Raw genomic sequence first — 21183 nt, 5'->3', positions numbered from 1 at the left:
GGGAGAAGAAGTTTTGTCGGGAACCAAAGAAAATGACAATCAAGGCGACGCGAATCGTGATCAACTAGCGGATGCACAAGTAGTCGATAACCCGAATTCGGAGGTTGACGATGAAGAGAAAAAGCATCCTATAGAAGATGCCATTGACACCGCTTTGCACCGATACCGGGATATCGAAGCGGTTTCCAGGCTACTTGTTCCTGCTGCAGCAAAGCTCCAGAAGGACATTTTTCAGTCGGCGAACGACGTGTTTGAAACCGCACGCAAACAAATAGACGAGGGGGGCGAAGAAGATTGCGGCGACGGCAATCTTGCCGCGAACTTAGACGATGCCATGCTCGTGATCGACCGTGTTGCGGAGGCGAATCTTCCACGAACTCTTAACGTAAGCCTATTCCTGGGTCTTTTCTCCGCCTTTGACGCATTCACTGGGAATCTGCTTTCAGCCATATATCTTCGCCGTCCAGACCTGCTCGAATCACTCAATGCAGAAGTCCCGCTCAGCGAAATACTTCGCTTCGACACTTTTGACGATCTCAAAAAAGCTGTGCTAGCAGATGAGATAGACGCGTTCAGGAGAAAGAGTTATGTAGAACAGTTCGAGTTGCTTGAAAAGCGGTTTGGATTGCCCTTGCGATCTCTTGAATCTTGGAGTGAGTTCGTAGAAATAGGACAGCGTCGCAACCTTATCACACACTGCGAAGGCGTGGTCTCCAAGCAATATCTACAAGTGTGTGCGAAGCATGGTACAGAGATACAGCAAGACTTGATGGAGGGTGACCAACTCAGTGTTTCCCTCGGCTACTTACTGCGGTCATGCTCTGTTCTATATGAGGTCACTCTCAAACTTGGACAAACACTTTGGCGCAAAGTCTTTCCGAACGAGCATCATATCGCGAATAGCCATCTGATCGACCCTGTGTATCAATCACTACAAATTGAAAGGTGGGATCGTGCTATCCTGATTTCGGAATTTGCCGGAACTGTAGAGGGAAAGGCCAATGAGCGTGACCGCCGAATTCGTGTAATAAACAGCGCGATCGCTTATCGCTTCTCAGGAAATGAACGCCGGTGCGAAGACGTGCTTTCGGCGGAAGATTGGTCCGCTGCATCAAAAGACTTTAATTTAGCTGTCGAGGTACTTCGTGGCAATTTTGAGGACGCAGCGTGCCTGATGACCGAGATCGGAAAAAAGGGTGATCTCGTTACAAAGTCTGCGTATCACACATGGCCCCTATTTCGCGAGTTTCGTCGCTCAGGGCAATTCTTAACGGTATACGAGAAGGTGTTTGGGTCAACATTCACAGCGGGGATGGTCCAAGAAGCTGCGGAGGCTGAGGGTGGCGACACTGACCCGGAGATGGATGAATCAGCAGAAAGTGATTCCGAGGTCAAAGTGACTCAAGACTCACTTGAGCCTAAAGACCTTAGAATGAAACTGCGAGATATGGATGTAGTGAAAGCATTGATTGGATGAACACAATTTGCGACCATACCGCGGGTGGCCCGGACGTTACCACGTCCGGACGGCGCAGCCGCAAGAGGTTTGGTGTGGAGCTTCATTAAACAGACTAAGCACCGCGGACGACCAAAGCTGACCCTCACCGAATCTCACAGTCGCGCCGTTTATCGAAACGCCACTCTGCGACCTCTTGTCGCTCCGCGATCCGGAGGTGCAACCTCCGGGCCACCCGCGTTCAGCCCTCGCCCCGGCTACTCGGCGGGGCCCCGTCGGCGTTCAGCAATCCAGTTTTCGTCTAATTCAAGATCTGCACACGTCCACTCTCCTTCACGAGCATCAACGAGGTCGAATCGAGTCCCCCGATTGATATCCCCGCCAACGATAATGTACCGGCCATTAAGGCAGTACGATGCGCGGAGCGGTCTGGCTCCTTCGAGCTTCTTCCAAGATTGTTCGACTGCACGAAGCACCCTTGCTAAATCTTCTGCTTGAACTTGTTCGCAAAAACTTTCAAAATCTTGGCCGTTATCCATACACTGCGTCCGATTCGACTCGTCTCCGATGACACGTCCCGGGTTCCACTCTGGGATTCCATGTTCGTCCAATAGTCGATCAAGAAACTCGTTATATTCACGTACGTATTTTTCATCGAAGGATATCCGTATCGGAAATCCGTCTTCGGATAAAGAAGGGCATTCATCATAGACATCGCCGAGAAACATCCTAATCGACATTTGCCGCTGCCAGTTGGATTTCGCCTCTTCACACCCGTCGAGTCGATCGACATCGGCTTCATTTTTATTCATTAGAATATCCAATCTGCAAGTTCAGGCATTGCGTCTTTAATCGCTTGAGGAATCGCCTTCCCAAGCGTTCTTGGTAGGGTTGTATACACATCTTCGTCAATTACCTCCTTCCAAACGACTTGTATCAGATCGTCATTTACGACTTCCCCCAAGTGAACGCGGGCGGGTGGCACTTGCTTTGCCAGTGATTGTGCCGTCCACACAAGCACCGGATGCCAATGCAGGCTGGTCCCGCAGTGCGGCTCGCTCTTAGGGTGCGATCCGTTATTACATCGTTCCGAGTCCCCCGATAACGGGGGACTCTTTGCAACGGCGGGGCAAGTATTCTTTAGTCGCAGCACTGCGGAACGAGACCGCAGTGGCACACATTGCCCTATCGAAAAGCCGACGGCTGAAAGCTGATAGCCGTCGGCTTAATTCCCCCACCCTCACTCCCCCAAATCAACCGCCATGATCTCTTTATCATTCCTTACATAAACTCGCTGGCCGGCGAAGGCGGGTTGGGACCAGACGACGGCTCGGCCGAAGGCGGAGTTGGTGGGGTCCAGGAGGTGGGTGCGGGAGAGTTCTTCGAAGCCGTCCTTGGTCAGGCGGCAGCGGGTGAGGTCGCCGGCTTCGGTGAAGATCCAATAGACGTCGGTCTCGGCCTGTCGGACGATGAAGCCCGAGCCGGTTCCCAGGGGGCGTTTGCTGACCGGTTCGGGCGTGTTCCACAGCCGCTTGCCGCTCGGCAGTTCGACGGCGTAGAGTTGGCCGTTCTGGTCGAAGCCGTACATCACGCCGTCGGTCACGATCGGCTGCACATTCACCGGCGAGATCCCCGCCCGACCCTTGTCCTGCCATTCGACTGTTGCACCTGGCTTGCCGTCATTCTGCTCGGCGGCGGAAATTAATTTTAAGAGCATCGTCTTTTGCGAGTACCCGCCGACGAAGAGATGATCCTTAAATAAAACCGGCGACATGATGATCGAGCCGTTGGTCGCCTGATAGGGGACGCTCCAATAGACGTCGCCGGTGTCGGGATTGACCGACGCGACCTCGTCCGGCTTGGCGAGAATGAGTTGAAGGATGCCGCCGTGCTCGATTAACGTCGGCGGGGCGTAGCCCTGTTGCTCGGAACTCAGCGTTCGCCACAGCTCTTCGCCGGTCTTCGTATCAAGCGCGACGGCGTGCGTGCCTTCTCCCCCGGCGAGCGTAATTAATTTGTCTTTATAGATCAGTGGGTGGGCGGCATAGCCCCACAGCGGCGAGTTGACTTTGTATTGTTCTTTCAGATCGACCGACCAGATCTTTGTTCCGTCTTCCGCATTAAGGCAGGCGAGGAATCCTTCCGCACCGAGGGAGTAGACCCGTCCGTCTTCAACCACGGGCGTGCAGCGCGGCCCGCCGGGGTACGACGCGGTGATCGTCATCGGATACTCGAACGTCCATTTTTCCTCACCGGTGGCTGCGTCGAGGGCGGTGAGACGTTCTGTGCCGTCGAAGCCTCGTCGTTGAAAGTTCGAGACTTTGACGTTCGCATCGGTGACGAAGTCGTTGATGAAGACGGTGCCATCGGCGACAGCCGGGCCCGCGTAGCCCCAGGCGATTGGTTGTCGCCAGACGACTTCGGCGTCGTCGAGATTTTCGATCAGGCCCGATTGCCGCCACACGTTGTCACGCTGGGGGCCCATCCACTGCGGCCAGTCTTCGGCGAACGAACAGGTGGCCATCAACGTCGAGAGTGTGAGGGCGACGGCTGAGACGAACTTGCTGCGCATAGTGAACTCGCGGTTCCGGAGGCTCGTGATCAATGCGGCAAGTGTACGAGGCCGGGCCGCAAAAGTCTCGCTTCTTCGGGTCGTAGGGCCTTTGGCGATTACGGTTCTTACTCGTCCGGGATCGATCGATATCGAATTGTCACTGGAAGTGCGTATCGATTTCTGACGCAAAATAGCGGGTGCAGAATCGCTACAGTCGCGACAAGTCGCATGGCCCGAGCGGGGGAGGGAGCGGACGCCGGCGGGAGTGGGGCGTTGCGGAACCTCGACGCCGGGCGTGACGTAGCGTTGCCTTGGGCAAACGGCCATTCGCCGCACTCCCATGCGCCTCTCTTTGACGCCTCACCTCCGACATCTATGTCCGACGAACATCTCAAACTGTCGCCCGCTGAGTTTCTGGCCGAATTAAAGGGTCAGGCGGGGGTCGATCATCTCAGCGACGAGCAGGTTCTCGGTGCGCTGGACGACCTCGACATCAATCTCGACGACCTTGAGGAATCGTTTTCGGGCGATGATTCAAGCGGTGAGCCTTCCGGTCAGACGGCGGACGAAGACGGGCAGGCGAAGCCCAAGGCGGCGGCTCACAACGCTCGGCTATCACAACTGTTCGACCGCGTGCACGACCTGCTGGGGTCGAAGTCTCAGCAGGAAGTCACGTTCCGCCCGCCGGTTCCGGAATCGCTCGAAGAAACCGGCTTAATGGCCGACGAGGTCGAACGACTGGCCTTAAAATTTCTTCTAGCGAAAGGCTCGGCACCGGGGCGGGAAATCTGCCAGCAGATGCGATTGCCCTTCGCGCTGGTCGACCCGATCTTAAAGCAATTGAAGCAGGAGCAACTCGTCGGTTTCCGCGGAGCCGCGGAGATGGGCGACTATGAATTTCAGATTACCGATTACGGTCGCGAACGGGCCCGGCGGTACTCCGAAGAGTGCACCTATTTCGGTGCCGCGCCGGTGCAGCTTAAGGATTATCTTCAGGCGATGGAGCGGCAGAGCATCGCCAAGCAGGAGGTGACCGAAGAAGACCTCGCGCGGGCGTTTAGCGATCTGATCCTCGAACCCGAAATGATGGACAAGCTCGGCCCGGCGATTAATTCGGGCCGCGGGATGTTCCTGTTCGGCGAGCCGGGCAACGGCAAAACGAGTGTCGCCGAACGAATCACCAAGTGCTTCGGCAGCACGATTTGGATTCCACGAGCGATCGGGATCGACGGCGACATCATCCGGCTTTACGACCCCGGTGTGCATGAATTAATCGAAGACCCTCAGGACGACGGCATCTTCGATCTCTCCGGCGTCGATCAGCGTTGGGTGCAAGTCACGCGGCCGACGGTTATTGCCGGGGGCGAGCTGACGATGAAGGAGCTCGAAGTCTGCCAGAACACGCAGACCAAGATCTGCGAGGCCCCGCTGCAACTTAAGAGCAACTGTGGAACCTTGGTGATCGACGACTTTGGTCGGCAGACGATGCCGGTCGACGTGCTGCTGAATCGCTGGATTGTGCCTTTAGAGAAGCGCTACGACTTTCTCAACCTGCCGAGCGGCAAGAAGGTTCAGGTTCCGTTCGACCAACTGATCATCTTCTCGACCAACTTGGAACCGAAAGACCTCGTCGACGGCGCGTTTCTGCGCCGCATCCCGTACAAAATCGAAGTGACCGACCCCTCGGCTGATTTGTTCCGCAAATTGACGGAGCTGTTCGCTCCGAAAATGGGTTTCAGTTACGACCGCGAGGACCGAGAGTCGGTCGAGTATTTGATCGAGACCCACTATCACGCCGCGGGGCGCCCCTTTCGGGCCTGCCATCCCCGCGACCTGCTGCTCCAGGTCCGCAACTACTGCGTCTACAAGAAAGAGCCGAAGAAACTCAGCCCGCAGGCTTTTGACTTCGCGGTGGAGAATTACTTCTCGGTGATGTGAGGAGCGGGGAGCGGGGAGCAGGGCGGCAGAAGTTAGAAGACAGAAGATAGAAGGCAGGAGTGGCAAATGGGGAGGTGGGAGACATTTGCTTCGGCAGAATGTAAAGTTGAAACCGAACATGGCAGGTTTTGTTTAGGCTGATTGAGACCGACCCATGCGAAATCCAGCTCGGCGGTTCGAAGACCTCGTTGTTTGGCAAAAATCGCACGCTTTGACGCTCGACATTTATCGCCGGACTGAGGCATTCCCAAGAAGGGAGATCTACGGAATCACTTCTCAAGTTCGTCGAGCCGCGTACTCGGTACCTGCAAATATCGCCGAAGGGTTCCGGAAACGAGGAAAGAATGACAAGCTGCGTTTCTTGAACATCGCCGAAGCATCGCTCGACGAAACTCGTTACTTTCTGATTCTCGCCCGAGACCCCGGCTTTCTCGATCCCGAAGAGCTTTTTCTGCAGATCGAGCAGGTGTCGAAACTCCTCGACGGCTATACAAAAGCCATCCGCCGCGATTCACTTTGATTCGCCCCTTCCCGCGTCGGCTTCAGACTTCTAACTACTAACTCCTCGCTCATTGCCCCTAAAACCCACGCCTCATGCAGCCCCGCCCCGTTCGTCTGATCCGCAACCTCAATCGGACACGAGAGATCGTTTCCGTCTTTGCTGCGCATGGTTTCGGCGATTTGCTACGGCGGACGAAGTTGCAGCGACTGTTCAGTCGAAGCAGCCGCTCGCCACGCGTTAAAGAGTTGTCGCTGGCGCAACGGCTTCGCATGGCACTCGAGAAACTCGGCCCGGCGTTCGTCAAATTGGGGCAGGTGATCAGCACTCGCCCTGACCTCGTTCCCCCCGAGGTGATCGAGGAACTGTCACGCTTGCGGGAAGACGTGAAGCCATTTCCCAGCGAACAGGCCGTTGCCGAGGTCGAAGCCTCGCTGGGCGGCACCGTCGACGAGCTCTTCCTGAAATTTGATCGGGAGCCGATGGCCGCGGGATCGCTGGCTCAGGTTCACCGGGCCGTGCATCGCGACGGTACACCCGTCGCGGTGAAAGTGCGCCGGCCGGGAGTCGTTGAAACGATCGAGCGCGACCTGATGTTAATGGTCGATTTGGCCGCGCTGTTGGAGCATCGCGTGCCCGAAGCGAGAATCTTCGACCCGATGGGCCTCGTGAAACACTTCAGCCGGACGATCCGTCGCGAAATTGATTTCGTACGCGAAGCCCGCTCGATGGACGAGTTCCGTCGTCAGTTTGCCGACAATAAAGAGTTCGCCGTTCCGAACGTCTATTTCGAGCTGTCGTCCGAAAAAGTCCTCACGATGCAGTTCGTCGACGGACTGCATGTCAGCGACCACGAGCAGATGGCCGAACTCGACATCGACCCGCATCACATCGCCGAGGTCGGCTCGAAGTTGTTTATGGAACAGATTTTTAAGTTCGGTATCTTTCACGCTGACCCCCACGTGGGGAACGTGCGGGTGTTAAAAGAAGGAGCCTTCTGCCTGCTCGACTACGGCATGATCGGTTACCTCGACGATGAACTCCGCGAAGACCTGGTCGATCTGTTCGCCGGCATCGCGAATCGCAACGTGCCGAAAGTCTCACGCCTGATGGTCGAGATCGGCGAGCCGCTTGGCGAGGTTAATACGAAACTGCTGCGGACCGATGTGCGTGACTTTCTGGGAGCGTATTACGGTGTGCCGCTCGACCAGGTCAGCGTCGCCAATTTGCTCAGCGATTTCCTTGGCATTCTGTCGGCTCACGGGATCCGTTGCCCCGGGAATCTAATGATGCTGATCCGGGCCCTTGTCGCGCTGGAGGGCGCCGGACGGGCCCTCAGTCCCGACTTTAATTTGGCCAACGCTCTTGGTCCCTTTGTGAAACAGGTCCTGCAGGATCGCTATCGCCCCGATCGACTTGCGTCCGAATTCTTCGAGGAGGCCTTTGAGATCGGCGGAGTGGCCCGACGTTTGCCGGGCTATCTCGACATCATTGCTGATAAGATGTCTCGCGATAAATTTGAGATCGAGGTCCGACCGGCTGGCTTGGAGCGATTGACCAACGAGATCGACCGAACCGGCAACCGGGTCACCGTCAGCCTCGCGATGGCGTCGCTGATCGTCGCCTCCGCGCTCTTAATTCATTCCGGCCCGGGCAACGCCTGGTTCGCGATTCCGATCTTTATCTTGTCGAGCGTGCTCGGCCTGTGGCTCGTCTACGGCATCATCCGCAGCGGCTCGCTTTAAGAGTCACTCCTCAACAAGCCCGCAGCGCAAGCAAGGGATTTACTCGGAGCGCTCCCACTTAAACGTGTGGAATCTGCGCGGACGCCCCCCCCCGCGAATCCCTCGCTTGCGCGTCGGGCTTGTGGGGTGTCGACATTAGGGCTTCGTGCGCCGGCTTTTTAAGAACGCCAACAAGTCCACGAACTCTTCCCCCGACATCGTCTCGTTTAACTTCTCCGGCATGCTGGAGACCCGGACCTTGATGATCTCTTCAATATCGTCCTGCGGCACCTTCTTAATTTTGTCTGCCCCGACGTGAACCGTCACAGCCTCATCGGTCTCTTCGACAATTAAACCGGTGACGATAATCCCGTCGACAGTCAGCACGTTGACCGTTTGATAGTCAGGATTCAATTTTGCGTTCGGATAGAGGATTGATTCGACGAGTTCCGCGGGTTTGAGTCGCTTGCCAACGTCGGAAAGATTCGGGGCATATTTGGCCCCGGCTTCTCCGGCTTTATGGCATGCTGCACATGCCCGTTTAAAGACTTTCGCACCCGCCGAGTGGTCGCCGCTCATACTGGAGATCGAGTCGTAAAGCGCGAGCTTCCGATCGATCCGCAGATTCTTGCCTTCGAGAATCTGTTTGAGAACTTTGGTCGCGCGAGGGCCGTAATCTGATTTGCCCGCCAATCGGGCTAAGATTTGACGGCCCTTCGACTTGGGGCTGCCAATTGAGATACCGTTGGCTATTGCTCTTCGCCACACCGATTCATTCGCAGCGAGCGTGCTTTCCAGCGTGTAATCCAGCATTTCGTCCATCGGCTTATCAGCTGCACGTAAGGCGACTTCGATCGCTTCGTTCGTGGGGAAAAAGCTCATCGCCCGCACGACTTCAAGCCGAACCCGCGGGTGATCGTCATCGACGAGTGGTGCGATCATCTGAAACGCAGTCGGCAGATACGCGCGCTCCGAGACAACGACATTAATACCCGCCGCGCGGGCGTCAGGCGTTCGAGCATTCAGAACATATTGGGCCAGCTCCTCGGTCACCCGATGATGCCCCTGCTGCACCCACAGGGCATTCGTCAGCAGTTGATCATAAAGCGGGTCGGTCTCGTCAAGATCAGCCGCCCAGCGGTCGATCGCCTTGGCCACCTCGCCGGAGTCTCGATCACGCAGCTCCCGCCGGGCCCGCTCGCGGGTACGCGGTTCATATTCGCGGAACTGCTCGAGTAATTCTTCGATCGACTTTCCATGCTGAGTCGCAGGCTCAACCGTCGGGCGGTCGACGGCGCTCAAACGATAAATGCGGCCGTGGCGGTGATCGCGATTGGGATCGCGCTGCGAGTATTGCATGTGGCCGATCAGCGGGTTGTGCCAGTCGGCGAAGTAGAGAGTTCCGTCCGGGGCGATTTGAGGATCGGCGGGACGAAAATTGCGGTCGGTCGAATTGACGATGTCGGTGATTCGGTCGCCGCGATAGCCGGCTCCTTCGTCCTCAACCTCAAACTGCAGAATGCCGTTTAGGTTAATGACGCAGGCGTAGATGTAGTTTCCGCGGGCTTCCTCCGGGAAGTGCCGTGAGAACAGGAATTCGCACCCGATCGCCGGTCGCATCCGCCCGCCGGAATAATGCACGAACTGCCCGATGCCCTTCCGACCGGGATAGACCTTGCCCGAGAGCGGCGTCGCCCAGAACTGAGTGGCGCCGGTGCCGTCACCGACGAACTGCTGGCCCCAGTCATTGTGAGTCGCGCACCACGGGTTGGCGAAAGCCGGTTGAATGTGCTTTTCGATCTTCCTCGTTCGCGGGTCGTAACGATAGATCGTTGACCGGCCATGATTGCGAAACGGACCCCGCGGCGTTTCAACAGCCGTCGACATCGAAACTCCTTCGAGCATTAACACCTCGCCGCCGGGCGTTAATTCGAACGCCCCGATCGCGTGGTGCGTGTCGTCGGTGGCGAAGCCGTCAAGCAGGACCTCTTTCACATCGGCCCGGTCATCGCCGTCGGTATCCTTCAAGAACACAAGCCGCGGCTGATCGACGACAATCACGCCGCCGTTCCAGAAGGCAAAGCCGGTTGGAATATGGAGGTCGTCCGCAAAGACTTTCACGTCATCGGCGCGGCCGTCTCCGTCGGTGTCTTCAAAAATTAAGAGGCGGTCATTCGGTCGGGCTTCATTAGGATGCCACTGCGGATAAGTCGGCATGCACGACGCCCATAATCGCCCCTTATTGTCGAAATTAATTTGCACCGGATTGGCTAACTCGGGAAATCGCTCTTCGTCGGCGAACGTCTGCACCCGATAGCCGGGCGCGACCGTCATGGCACCGAGGGCCTCCTCCGGACTTAAGAACCGCAGGTCTTCGGGTTCCGAATAGGTTTTCGTGCCAAATGTCGAAGGGACCGGTTTGAGCGGCAGTGTCTGTGAGTCATCGACTTCCTCCGAGACCTTTTCACCCCGGGCGATCTTCCAGATCCGCTCCTGACGCAGCGCGACCATTTGGCGAATTTTGGCGTACTCCTCGGGGAAGTTGACTTCGCCGAACGGCGAACTACGGCCGCCGTACACATACCAACCGTTGACCATCCGGTAGTCCTGCTGGTGATGCCATTCTTTATCGACGATCGCTTCTCTTAAATGTTCGAAAGTCGCGCTCTTCGGATCAGCGGTGCTGGACTCTCCGAACAGCGCTTCGCTAAGCAGCGTCGCGACGGCGAGATCACCATCGGCATTCAAATGAACGCCGTCAGTCGTGTATTGATTGCCCGGTTGCTTTGCGAATTGCGATTTCGTCGGCGTGAACAGATCGACGAACGGGACCTCAAGCTCAGCGGCAACCTCTCGCATTGCGTCGGCATAGAGAGCGAGATTTTCGTTCTCTTCGACTCCCTCTGGCAGATGCGGATCGCCGGTCGATTCGTAGGCAATCGGCGAGACGAACACGAATTGTGGTTTCGCCAACCGATCGAGCCGGTCGGTCGACTCTTTGACGTAATGCTTCAAGTTCCGCCGGAAGCGGTCGATGCCCTCAGGGCCGGCGAACGACTCATTGAAGCCGAAGAAGCAGATCAACCGGTCGGGCGAGTAGACCTTCAGCGGGTCGTCGATGTGGGTGTAGTCGTTGGGGCGCTGCTGCTTGCCCACCTCATCGGCGGGCCAGCCGAAGTTCCGGACCGAGATCGCTTTCTCCGGGAAATTCGATTGCAACATCGCTTCGAAGTTCCCGAACAGTCGCATCCGCTCGGCAAGACCGTTGCCGACCAGCGCAATTCGCTCGTTCGGCGCGATCTCCACCAACGCCTCGGCCGCCGAGCGGGAGGGTGCGAGTTGGAACGCTGCCGAGGTTGCGATCAGGAAAAGCAGGATTTGACGGATCATGAGCACTTCGAAATTCAGGTTGGATGCCGCATCAAGGGACGTTGATCTCACCATCAAAGCAGACCGGACTCAAGCCTTATCGCCTTGGTCGATGAGAGTGACTGGCCGCACTCGGCACAGATTGGACGCTCCGCCACCAGAAACGATGAGGTCGGGACCGGGGAAATCGTGCAAAACACTGCTTTTTTCATCCGGAACGGTGATTGCATTCTGAAATGCGGTCGCGTCCCGACCTCGATTCGATCTCGCGCGCCAATCCCCAAGTTTTTATCAGAGGATGTCTCATGATTCGCCTTATTTGCCATCGGCATCGCCAAGCCTGAGTAGAACTTGGCCCTCCGCCTGAGCAACAACAAGACTCTCCCCGCCAGATACGGATGTGGTCGGTGATGATCGACTCGGAAATCAGCGCTCTCGATGCCCGCGAAGCGGCGTTCGATGAAGAATACGAAACAATGCTTCGCGGAGTTCCTTCCGAGCCGGGGCATCGCGTACTCGACGTTGGTTGCGGAAGGGGGTTCTTCACCCGCCTGCTGAGCGGGCTGAATCCGTCGGCCACGATCCTGGGCGTTGATACCGACGTCAATGCCTTAGAAAACGCTCACAGCGTCTGCGTGAATCAACTCGGCCGAGACGTCGCCTTCCTGAATGCGTCGGCGTATCGCATGCCGATTCCCCCGGAGTTCTTCGACCTCGTTTTCTTTGCTTACAGCCTCGAAACGCTCTCGAATCACGAACGCCTCTTCAAAGAGATGAATCGGGTCCTCAAGCCCGGCGGCCGACTCGTCATACTGGAAGATGACGGGATGCATCGGATGGTATTGCCACTCGACCCGCGCGATGAAGGAATCGTTCAGCAGGCACTGGCCACGGCGTTTGAACGCCGATCCGCCGGGATCGATGGGCTTTGCTTCAGCCGATACGCCTACCGCATTCTCAAACGAAACGGCTGGAGGAATCCGAAGCGTTATTCATTCGGCTTTGATCGACTATCCCCGCTCTCGCGGATCGACCGGCGTTTTTTCGATATTGCCTTAACAGAACTGTGGTCACTCGTCGGGGACCACACCCCGGAACATGAACGCGCACGGCTCAAATCAATGCTCGTTCCGGGCGGCCGCGATTACATCGTGGACAGACCCGAGTTCTCCGCCACGCTCTTCACGTCGCTCATCATGGCGAAGAAGGACGGTTCAAATTTTTCAAATGCCGCCAGTTGCAGTGCAATTGATCGTGTCCCGATGAAACCGCGATGAGTTGGTCGTAAAGGAACTCTCTTTTCGAAATCTCAATAAGTCCGCGGTTCTCAGGAACCTCGGCTTGGGAGGAGAAGCGACAGGTCACCCAACAACAAGCCGCACTTCCTGTGAAGTGCGGATCGAGCGCGTCGGGAGGCGGGGACGTGTCTTGGTAATGTGTTCCCCAATGCGGCCCGCGGTTCTCAGCAAACTTGGCTTGTATTAAGACGCTTGCCATTGCAACTCATCGAGCGGGCCGATTGCCACGGTTGTTAATTGTTTCAGCGGGTAGACGGACAGCAAGTCTCGCACGTCGTGGGTGGTGACGCGTTTCACCGCTTCGAGGTCAGCATCCACGCTCTCGTAGCTCTTGCGATAAACCCAGTTGCTGCCGAGCGACGAGAGCCGGCCCATCGGGCGTTCGCTTCTTAAGACGACGCGGGAGAGTGCCTTGTTCTTGGCCTGTTCCAGTTCTTTCTCAGAAATGCCTTCGGCATTAATTTTTTCATAGATGGCCGCGATGCGGTCGAGATTCGCCGTCGTTTCTTCCGGAGTACCGGCGAGGAAGGTCAGCCAGCTGCCGCTGCCGTCGTATTCGTTAAAGCCCAACTCGGCGGCTTCCGCGTGGCCGGGGTCGACGATGTCCCAGTAGAGCCGGCTCCCCGAGTCATCCCCCACGACAACACTTAAGAGCTCCGCCGCAAATCGCAGCGGACTCTCGGCTGACGGCGCGGGAGCCATCTGCATGACGTATTGCTGCGTGGTATTGTCGCGGGTCAAAACCGTGGTTCCACCGACGGGGCGGGCCTCTTCAACTTCCCGCTCCAAGTCCCCCTCGGGAATCGCATCGCAATATCTTCCGGCTAATGCCTGGATCTCATCCCAGCCGACATTGCCCGCGATGGCCAGCGTGATGTTTCCCCCGACATATTGCCCGGCGTGATATTTCCGCATCGCGTCCGCCGTCAGGGCTGAGATCGACTCGTTCGATCCGAGAATGCTCCGCCCCAGCGGGTGCCCGGCGAAGTGAGCCGCCATCGCTTTGTCATAGGCCAGAAACGCCGGCTGGTCGTCGTACATCCCGATCTCCTCCAAGATGACGTTCTTCTCCAAATCGAAGTCCTCCTGCCGCAGCGTCGGCCGGACCAGGGTCGAAAGCAGTTCGAACGCCGTCGGCAGATGCTCCGGCAAAACCGCGGCGTAATAGGTCGTCACCTCCTCGCCGGTGCTGGCGTTATAGTCGGCCCCGATCTCGTCGAAGATGCGGTTCACATCATCCGCCGAATACCGCTCGTTCCCTTTGAAAGCCATGTGCTCCAAAAAGTGACTGACCCCCGATACATCAGGCGTCTCATCCCGACTCCCCGCCTTGACGAAGAACCCCGCCGCGACCGATTTCGCCTTGGGATTCACCTCGGCGACGACGTCGAGACCATTGGAGAGCGTGGTTTGGTGGAAGTGCATGTCGCGTTTCTCAAAAACGTGTGAATCAAGCCCGCAGCGCAAGCAAGGGATTATGGCGTGAAGGCCGGAGTTCGTCACGCGGCTGAGAATCAATCGCCCGGTCGAAGCAGCAACCCGAAATGACTTGCAATGCGGTCGGGGGGGGCGGCAACCTATGAGAGTCATCCACATCAAAAGCCGGGCCCGGCACAACAATTCTTTGAGAGGAACAGTCATGGGAGCTTACCCACGGTTGAAGTTCTTGGCAGCTTTGCTGCTTTCGCTATCTCTGGCGACCCCAGCCGCAGACGCTGCGGAGAAACCGAATATTTTGGTCATCTGGGGTGACGACATTGGCACGTGGAACATCAGCCACAACAACCGTGGGATGATGGGTTACGCCACGCCGAACATCGACCGCATCGCGCGCGAGGGCATCAGCTTCACCGACTATTACGGCCAGCAATCATGCACGGCCGGGCGGGCGGCGTTCATTGGCGGCACGGTTCCCGTGCGGACCGGGATGACGAAAGTCGGCCTCCCCGGAGCCAAGGAAGGCTGGCAGGAGCAGGACATCACCATCGCCGCCGTGCTTAAAGAGCAAGGTTACGCCACCGGGCAGTTCGGAAAGAACCATTTCGGCGACCGCGACGAACACCTGCCGACAAATCACGGTTTCGATGAGTTCTTCGGCAACCTCTATCACCTCAATGCCGAAGAGGAGCCGGAGAACCGCGACTACCCCGGCGAGATGAAGCTGCCGAACGGGAAGACATTTCTTGAGCAGTACGGCCCCCGCGGCGTCTTGAAAGCCAAAGCCAATCCCGATGGAACCCAGACGATCGAGAACACCGGCCCGCTGACAAAAAAGCGGATGGAGACGATCGACGAGGAAACGGTCGCGGCGGCCAAGAACTTCATCGAGCGTAAGCAGAATGGCGACAAACCATTCTTCTGCTGGTGGAATGCGACGCGAATGCACTTCCGCACGCACGTTAAAGAAGAGAATAAGGGAATTAGCGGCAGCAGCGGGGATGAATATCACGACGGCATGGTCGAACACGACGGCCACGTCGGCGAATTGCTCACGTTGCTCGACGATCTCGGTATTGCTGACAATACAATCGTTCTCTACTCCACCGACAATGGGCCGCACTTCAACACGTGGCCCGATGCGGGGTATACGCCGTTTCGCAACGAGAAAAACAGCAACTGGGAGGGCGCGTATCGCGTCCCGGCCTTCGCACGCTGGCCGGACAAATGGCCCGCCGGCGCGACGGTCAATGGGATTGTGGCCCACGAAGACTGGATGCCGACCTTCGCCGCCGCCGCCGGCAAGAAAGACCTGAAAGAGGACATGCTCGACGGCTACGAGGCCATCGGCCGAGAATACCGCCAGCACTTGGACGGGCATGATCTGACCGAGTATCTGGCCAATGCCGACAGTTATAAGAGCATCGAAGCGAACATTAAGGCGTCACCGCGTAAACAGTTCTTCTATGTCAATGACGACGGGGCGGTCGTTGCGATCCGCTTGGGCGATTGGAAGGGCGTGTTCCTCGAAAACAGGGGCATGGCGTTCGAGGTGTGGCGGGAACCGTTTACGGAGCTGCGCGTACCGCTGATCTTTAACCTGCGTCGCGATCCGTTCGAGAAAGCTCAGCACAACGCGACCGTTTACAACGATTGGGTGCTTGATCGTGCATTCGCGATCGTCCCCATGCAGCAAATCGCCGGTAAGTTCTTTAAGTCTCTGCAGGAGTATCCGCCGAGCCAGAAGGCCGGGTCGTTTAATCTCGAAAAGGTGCAAGAGCAGATCGAGAACGCGGCCCGGGGGCGTTAATATCTTCGGTCAACCTATCGCGGCGAGCCCGATCTGAAACCCGGTCGGGTTCGCCGTCTTTAATGCCGAGGTGATGGAGTCGCAACTTGGAAGCGGTGACAAAATCGATTGGCTTTCTCAGAACGACTGCAATCGGCGGGCTGGTCTTCCTCTTGCCTCTGATCGTGATCGGAGTGTTGCTCGGCAAGGTGAGCCAGGTAGTCCTAGTTGTCGCTGGAATACTGCGTGACACCCTCGGGATTGAGACCGCTTACGGCTACTTCGTGTTGCTCATCGCGGCCGTCGCACTCGTACTCCTGCTCTGTTTTGCAGCGGGGCTGGCCGCACAACTTGCGATCAGCAGGCGGCTGGGAGAGTTCGTCGAGAAGCATTTGACCCTCATCTTCCCACGGTATTCGATCTATAAAGATCAGGTCTCGGGCGGGATTGGCGGGGAATTTGCAAAGTCTCGTCTTAAGCCGGTCCTCGTCGAGATGATCGATACGACGAGGATCGCGTTCGAAGTCGAGCGGTCTGACGAACTTGTCACACTCTACCTGCCGAGTTCACCCGACCCGTGGGCGGGACATGTCGGTTTTGTGACGGTCGACCGGGTCAAACCGATCGAGGGCGAGGTCGGCGACGTCATGGCGACGTTCGAACGTCTCGGCCGTGACTCCCTATGTTATGTGAACACCTTAAAGCCAACCGAGGACGGGCCAGCCACTCGAACTGCCGCCCCGACACCGCCAACTGCGACAGACGGGTAAGACTTGAAGGAAAAACGATGAATCAGTTTGCAACCCCAATAGCGGTCAGTCTCCTCTTCGTGGGATGTTGGTGTCACGCACTGGTCGCGGAAGAATCTACCCAACCATTGCCCTCTTGGAACGACAATGCCACCAAGCAGTCGATCGTCGACTTCGTCGAACAGGCAACCACTGAAGGTTCGGAAGGGTTTATACCGCCCGCCGAGCGCATCGCCGTCTTTGACAACGATGGCACCCTCTGGTGCGAGCAGCCGGCCTACGTGCAACTTGTGTTCGCGATCGACCGAATTAAGGCGATGGCCGAGGCCCACCCGGAATGGAAAAACGAAGAGCCTTACAAGTCGGTCTTGGAAGGTGATATGGCGTCCCTTAAGAAATTGGGGAAGCCGGGCTTGGCGAAAATTATCGCGGCGACGCACTCCGGCATGAGCGTCGACGAATTTCGATCGATCGTCAACGAATGGATTGCGTCAGCTCGTCACCCCGAGACCGGGCTGCTCTACACCGAAATGACCTATCAACCGATGGTCGAATTGCTTGCCTTTCTACGGGCGAACGGCTTTAAGACCTACATTGTTACGGGTGGTGGCGTCGACTTCGTGCGGGCATGGTGCGAAGAAGTCTACGGCATCCCACCCGAGCAGGTCGTCGGTTCCCGAGGGAAATACAAATTCGATCAACGGTACGGGCAGCCAGTATTAATGAAATTGCCGCAGATCGATCTCATCGATGATGGCCCCGGCAAGCCGGTCGGAATTCAACAGGTCATCGGTCGTCGCCCCGTCATTGCCGGCGGCAACTCCGACGGCGACCTCCAAATGCTTCAGTGGGCCGCGAACACGGTTGGCCCCGGAATGGCGATCCTAATCCATCACACCGACGCAACGCGAGAGTACGCTTACGACCGTGATTCATTAATCGGTCGCTCCGACAAAGCTCTCGACGAAGCAGAAAAGCACGGTTGGCTAATTGTCGATATGCGGCGTGATTGGAACAAGATCTTTCCGCGCGAAACCTTAGATTGACAGCCGTTTTTCGCACGACATGAGGCGCAGCCTCGGAAATTTGGCGACCGCGGAGCCATCGCCAAATTCAGGGGCCGGGCTTGACATCGTAAGGCCGGTCGCCGCATCGTGGAATCGTCCCGCGGCGCTCAACTCAACAGGCCTTGTCGATAACACCAATGATCATTCCTCAATCAGCCGTCATCGCGGCCGTCGCGCTCGCGCTCTGCGTGTCCCATTGCGTCGCTGATGCGGCGGACCACCCCCGACCCAACATCCCCCGACCCAATATCATTGTCATTCTGGTCGATGACTTGCGCTGGGACGACATCGGTTGTGCGGGGCATCCTATTGTAAGAACGCCGCATATTGATCGTCTGGCTTATGAGGGTGCACGCTTTCGCAATGCATTTTGCAACACCCCATTATGTTCGCCCGCGCGTGCCTGCCTGCTGACCGGTCTATACACAAAGAATCACGGCATTCGCGATAACACCGACCGCAGCGAACAGAGTTATCGCTTGCAGACCTTCCCACGGGAACTGCAGGCGGCCGGCTACGAAACGGGTTATGTCGGGAAGTGGCACATGGGGAACGATGCCTCCGCCCGACCCGGCTTCGATCATTGGGTCGGTATTAAAGGGCAAGGAACTTCGTTCAATCCTGAATTAAACATCAACGGAAAGTTCGTTTCACACGAAGGGCACACGACCGATGTTTTAAACCGGTATGCAGCCGAGTTCGCAGGACGCGAGCGAGAAACGCCCTTTTGCCTTTACGTCGCCCAGAAAGCGCTTCATCCCGAGTTAATTCAATATGATGACGGCAGTATTTCCGATCCTTCCGCGGCACGATTCCTCCCCGCCCAGCGACATGAGGGCCTCTACCGAGACGATCCGATCCCGCGGCGGCTTAATGTCACTGACGACATCAGCGATAAACCGGCTCTGCAGCTAGAGATCGAGGGGCTTCCGCCCCTGAGTCGAGCGACCGGGACCGATGACGAGACGATTCGCGATCGGCTGCGGATGTTGGCCGCCGTCGATGAAGGCGTGGGGATGCTTCTGAAGTCGCTCAAGGAATCAAAGAAGTTGGACGACACCATCTTCGTTTTCACCAGCGATAACGGTTACTGGTATGGCTAGCACGGCTTAAGCGTCGAGCGGCGACTGGCGTATGAAGAGGCGCTTCGTGTTCCACTATTGGTCCGCTATCCGAGGGCGGTGCCTGCGGGTCAGGTCGTCGACGAGATGGCCGCGATCGTCGATCTTGCTCCGACACTCCTCGAATTCGCCGAAGTGAGTGTGGATCGAAAATTGGACGGCCGCAGCCTTGTTCCGCTGCTTAAGGGAGAGTCACCGGACGACTGGCGAGATTCGCTACTTGTCGAATACAACACCGACACCGTCTTCCCACGCGTTAAGAACATGGGCTACCACGCGGTGCGAACCTCACGCTGGAAGTACATCCGGTATAATGATCTTAAAGGCATGGATGAACTCTATGACCTAAAGAACGATCCCTATGAGATGCGCAATTTGCTGAGCGGATCTGAAACGCCGCCCATTCTTCCATCGCTGCAAGCCGAGCTGGATCGGCTATTAAGCGAATAGACGAGTCCCGCCCATGCGACCGGTCGATTACGACAGGTCTTCCAGCACTTCGTGCATGCAACTGACGCTCATGGCACCATCGCCGGCGGCGAACGCGCAGCGTTTGGTGGTGCCGCTGCGAACGTCGCCCGCGGCGAAGACGCTTGGGAGCGTCGTCTCCAACTCGCATGGCGTGCGGTCGAGCGGCCAGCAGTCGCATTTTTGAATCCGAGGGCCGGTCAGCACATAGCCGCGGTCATCGAGCACCACCGAATCGGGTAACCATTCGGTGTGCGGTTTCGCGCCCACGAACACGAACAGCCCGGCACAGTCGATCTGCTCGCGTTCATCGCTTTGGTTATTGACGAGCCCGACGCCGGCAAGCTGATCCTCACCGCCAACGCTCTCAACCTCGGTATGAAACCGCACGTCAATCCGGTCACTGTTTTCAATCCGCTTGGCGAGATAGTCGGACATGCTCTTTCGCAGGTTGTCACCACGCAGCAGCATCAACACACGCTCGGCATGTCGGCTCAAATAAAGGGCGGCCTGACCCGCGGAATTTCCTCCGCCAACAACAACGACCGTCGCGTCGCGGCACATCCGGGCCTGCACTGAGGTCGCAGAGTAGTAAACGCCGGCCCCCTCGAATCGCTCGATATCATCAATTGGCAGTCGGCGGTAAGAAACGCCCGTCGCGATGAGGGCCGTTTTCGTGCGCACATTCTGGCCGGTGCAAAGCTTAATTCGCAGATGTCCCTCGTCGGTCGATTCAATATCACGGGCGATCACCGGCGCCGTAAAGGTCACCCCGAACTTCATGGCTTGAAGATAGCCGAGATTTCCAAGCTCCGCGCCGGAGAGTCCGGCCGGAAACCCCATATAGTTCTCGATCTTGGAGCTTTGCCCGGCTTGACCACCAGGCCCCATGCTGTCGAGCAGGACGGTGTCGAGGCCTTCCGACCCCGCATAGATCGCGGCGGCCAAACCAGACGGCCCGGCTCCGATCACCACCGTGTCATAAAGTCGGTCGTCGATATCTCGTGATATGCCGAGGCACTCGGCGAGACCCGCCAGTGACGGCCGTTTCACCACCTTCTCATTGCAGGCTAAAAACGGCGTCTCGTCCGTTGAAACATCGAGCTTGTCGGCAAGCTTTTCCCCCTGTTCATCTGCGATATCGTAGAACGTGTGAGGAATTTTGTTCTTATATAAAAACTCCAGCAGTTGATTCGTCGGCATTGAATTCAGCGGGCCGACGACCCGCAGCCCTTGGAAATCAGAGCCCTCCAGAATTTGCCGACGAATTTGAAACGCCTCGAGCAACTTTTCGCTCAGGCCGGGAAGTTCGCTTAAAAGAAACCGAACTCGATCTGCCTTTACTTCAAACGTTTCACACCCACCTCGGGCGACGGCAGAGACGACAGCGGGTTGACCGGTCAGCAGCGACACATCGCCGGTGAATTCGCCTTCCTGATGGACAGCGACTTCCTTTTCGTCGTCACCGGTCCGGTCGAGCACGACGACCTCGCCCGACTTGATCGCGTAGAATGAATAGTCGCGGTCTCCCGCCTCGAAGAGCGACTCGCCATCGTCGAACTGACGACATGTGCCATATTGCTGCAGGCACGACATTTCGTCATCGCTCAGGCTGGGGAAAGGATTTTGGTTCATCCGATGTGTGCCCGAGGGTTCGATTCGTTGGTGACAATATAGAAACGTACGCGCTCACGATGCTAGAGGGAAGCGCCAC

At 57.2% G+C, this 21183-nt stretch carries 15 protein-coding genes; 10 read left to right on the top strand and 5 right to left on the bottom strand.

The genetic code is table 11. The annotated features are described in order from the left end of the window. Positions 1–13: 13 nt before the first annotated feature. A complete protein-coding gene (locus Pan189_RS04460) occupies positions 14–1477 on the top strand; it encodes a hypothetical protein (protein ID WP_145362759.1) in 1464 nt (487 codons plus the stop codon). A gap of 236 nt (positions 1478–1713) precedes the next feature. On the opposite strand, the gene Pan189_RS04455 is transcribed toward Pan189_RS04460, so the two are convergent. Both Pan189_RS04455 and Pan189_RS04450 read right to left on the bottom strand, forming a co-directional pair. Beyond that, positions 1714–2268 (bottom strand): hypothetical protein, encoded by a 555-nt coding sequence (locus Pan189_RS04455; RefSeq protein ID WP_145362758.1) that lies wholly within the window; start codon positions 2266–2268, stop codon positions 1714–1716. 428 nt (positions 2269–2696) lie between these two features. Next, positions 2697–4028, bottom strand: coding sequence for an outer membrane protein assembly factor BamB (locus Pan189_RS04450; protein WP_145362757.1), 1332 nt, complete (start codon positions 4026–4028; stop codon positions 2697–2699). A 357-nt stretch (positions 4029–4385) separates the two neighbouring features. Between Pan189_RS04450 and Pan189_RS04445 the strand changes: the two genes are divergently transcribed. From Pan189_RS04445 to Pan189_RS04435, 3 genes are all read left to right on the top strand, one after another. Beyond that, positions 4386–5948 carry a DUF8689 domain-containing protein gene (locus Pan189_RS04445; protein ID WP_310821071.1) on the top strand — a complete coding sequence of 521 codons (1563 nt, stop codon included), beginning with the start codon at positions 4386–4388 and terminating at the stop codon, positions 5946–5948. A gap of 154 nt (positions 5949–6102) precedes the next feature. Beyond that, complete coding sequence (locus Pan189_RS04440) at positions 6103–6468, top strand: four helix bundle protein (protein WP_145362756.1); 366 nt, start codon at positions 6103–6105, stop codon at positions 6466–6468. 74 nt (positions 6469–6542) lie between these two features. Beyond that, a complete protein-coding gene (locus Pan189_RS04435) occupies positions 6543–8192 on the top strand; it encodes an ABC1 kinase family protein (RefSeq protein WP_145362755.1) in 1650 nt (549 codons plus the stop codon). A gap of 135 nt (positions 8193–8327) precedes the next feature. Here Pan189_RS04435 and Pan189_RS04430 read toward each other — a convergent pair whose 3' ends face one another. After that, a complete protein-coding gene (locus Pan189_RS04430; RefSeq protein ID WP_310821070.1) occupies positions 8328–11561 on the bottom strand; it encodes a PVC-type heme-binding CxxCH protein in 3234 nt (1077 codons plus the stop codon). 389 nt (positions 11562–11950) lie between these two features. Between Pan189_RS04430 and Pan189_RS04425 the strand changes: the two genes are divergently transcribed. After that, entirely contained in the window at positions 11951–12817 is an 867-nt protein-coding gene (locus Pan189_RS04425) for a class I SAM-dependent methyltransferase (RefSeq protein WP_310821068.1), read from the top strand. Positions 12818–13021: 204 nt separating this feature from the next. On the opposite strand, the gene Pan189_RS04420 is transcribed toward Pan189_RS04425, so the two are convergent. After that, positions 13022–14263, bottom strand: a complete 1242-nt coding sequence (locus Pan189_RS04420; RefSeq protein WP_145362752.1) for a M16 family metallopeptidase — start codon at positions 14261–14263, stop codon at positions 13022–13024. 214 nt (positions 14264–14477) lie between these two features. On the opposite strand from Pan189_RS04420, the gene Pan189_RS04415 reads away from it, so the two are divergent. The 5 genes from Pan189_RS04415 to Pan189_RS04395 all read left to right on the top strand — a co-directional run bounded on the left by Pan189_RS04415 (position 14478) and on the right by Pan189_RS04395 (position 19451). Then, positions 14478–16085 (top strand): arylsulfatase, encoded by a 1608-nt coding sequence (locus Pan189_RS04415; RefSeq protein ID WP_145362751.1) that lies wholly within the window; start codon positions 14478–14480, stop codon positions 16083–16085. Positions 16086–16180: 95 nt separating this feature from the next. After that, a complete protein-coding gene (locus Pan189_RS04410; protein WP_310821067.1) occupies positions 16181–16834 on the top strand; it encodes a DUF502 domain-containing protein in 654 nt (217 codons plus the stop codon). 17 nt (positions 16835–16851) lie between these two features. Further along, complete coding sequence (locus Pan189_RS04405) at positions 16852–17859, top strand: HAD family hydrolase (RefSeq protein ID WP_145362749.1); 1008 nt, start codon at positions 16852–16854, stop codon at positions 17857–17859. Positions 17860–18017: 158 nt separating this feature from the next. Next, on the top strand, positions 18018–18983 hold the full coding sequence (locus Pan189_RS04400; protein WP_145362748.1) for a sulfatase-like hydrolase/transferase: 966 nt from the start codon (positions 18018–18020) through the stop codon (positions 18981–18983). A 24-nt stretch (positions 18984–19007) separates the two neighbouring features. Next, entirely contained in the window at positions 19008–19451 is a 444-nt protein-coding gene (locus Pan189_RS04395) for a sulfatase/phosphatase domain-containing protein (RefSeq protein WP_375154901.1), read from the top strand. Between the two features lie 27 nt (positions 19452–19478). Here Pan189_RS04395 and Pan189_RS04390 read toward each other — a convergent pair whose 3' ends face one another. Beyond that, positions 19479–21104 (bottom strand): FAD-dependent oxidoreductase, encoded by a 1626-nt coding sequence (locus tag Pan189_RS04390; RefSeq protein WP_145362746.1) that lies wholly within the window; start codon positions 21102–21104, stop codon positions 19479–19481. Between the last annotated feature and the right edge of the window lie 79 nt (positions 21105–21183).

The sequence above is a fragment of the Stratiformator vulcanicus genome, from assembly GCF_007744515.1.
GTDB classification, from domain to species: domain Bacteria; phylum Planctomycetota; class Planctomycetia; order Planctomycetales; family Planctomycetaceae; genus Stratiformator; species Stratiformator vulcanicus.
Note: the sequence above shows the minus strand (reverse complement) of the source record. Positions and strands in the feature narration are given on the sequence as shown.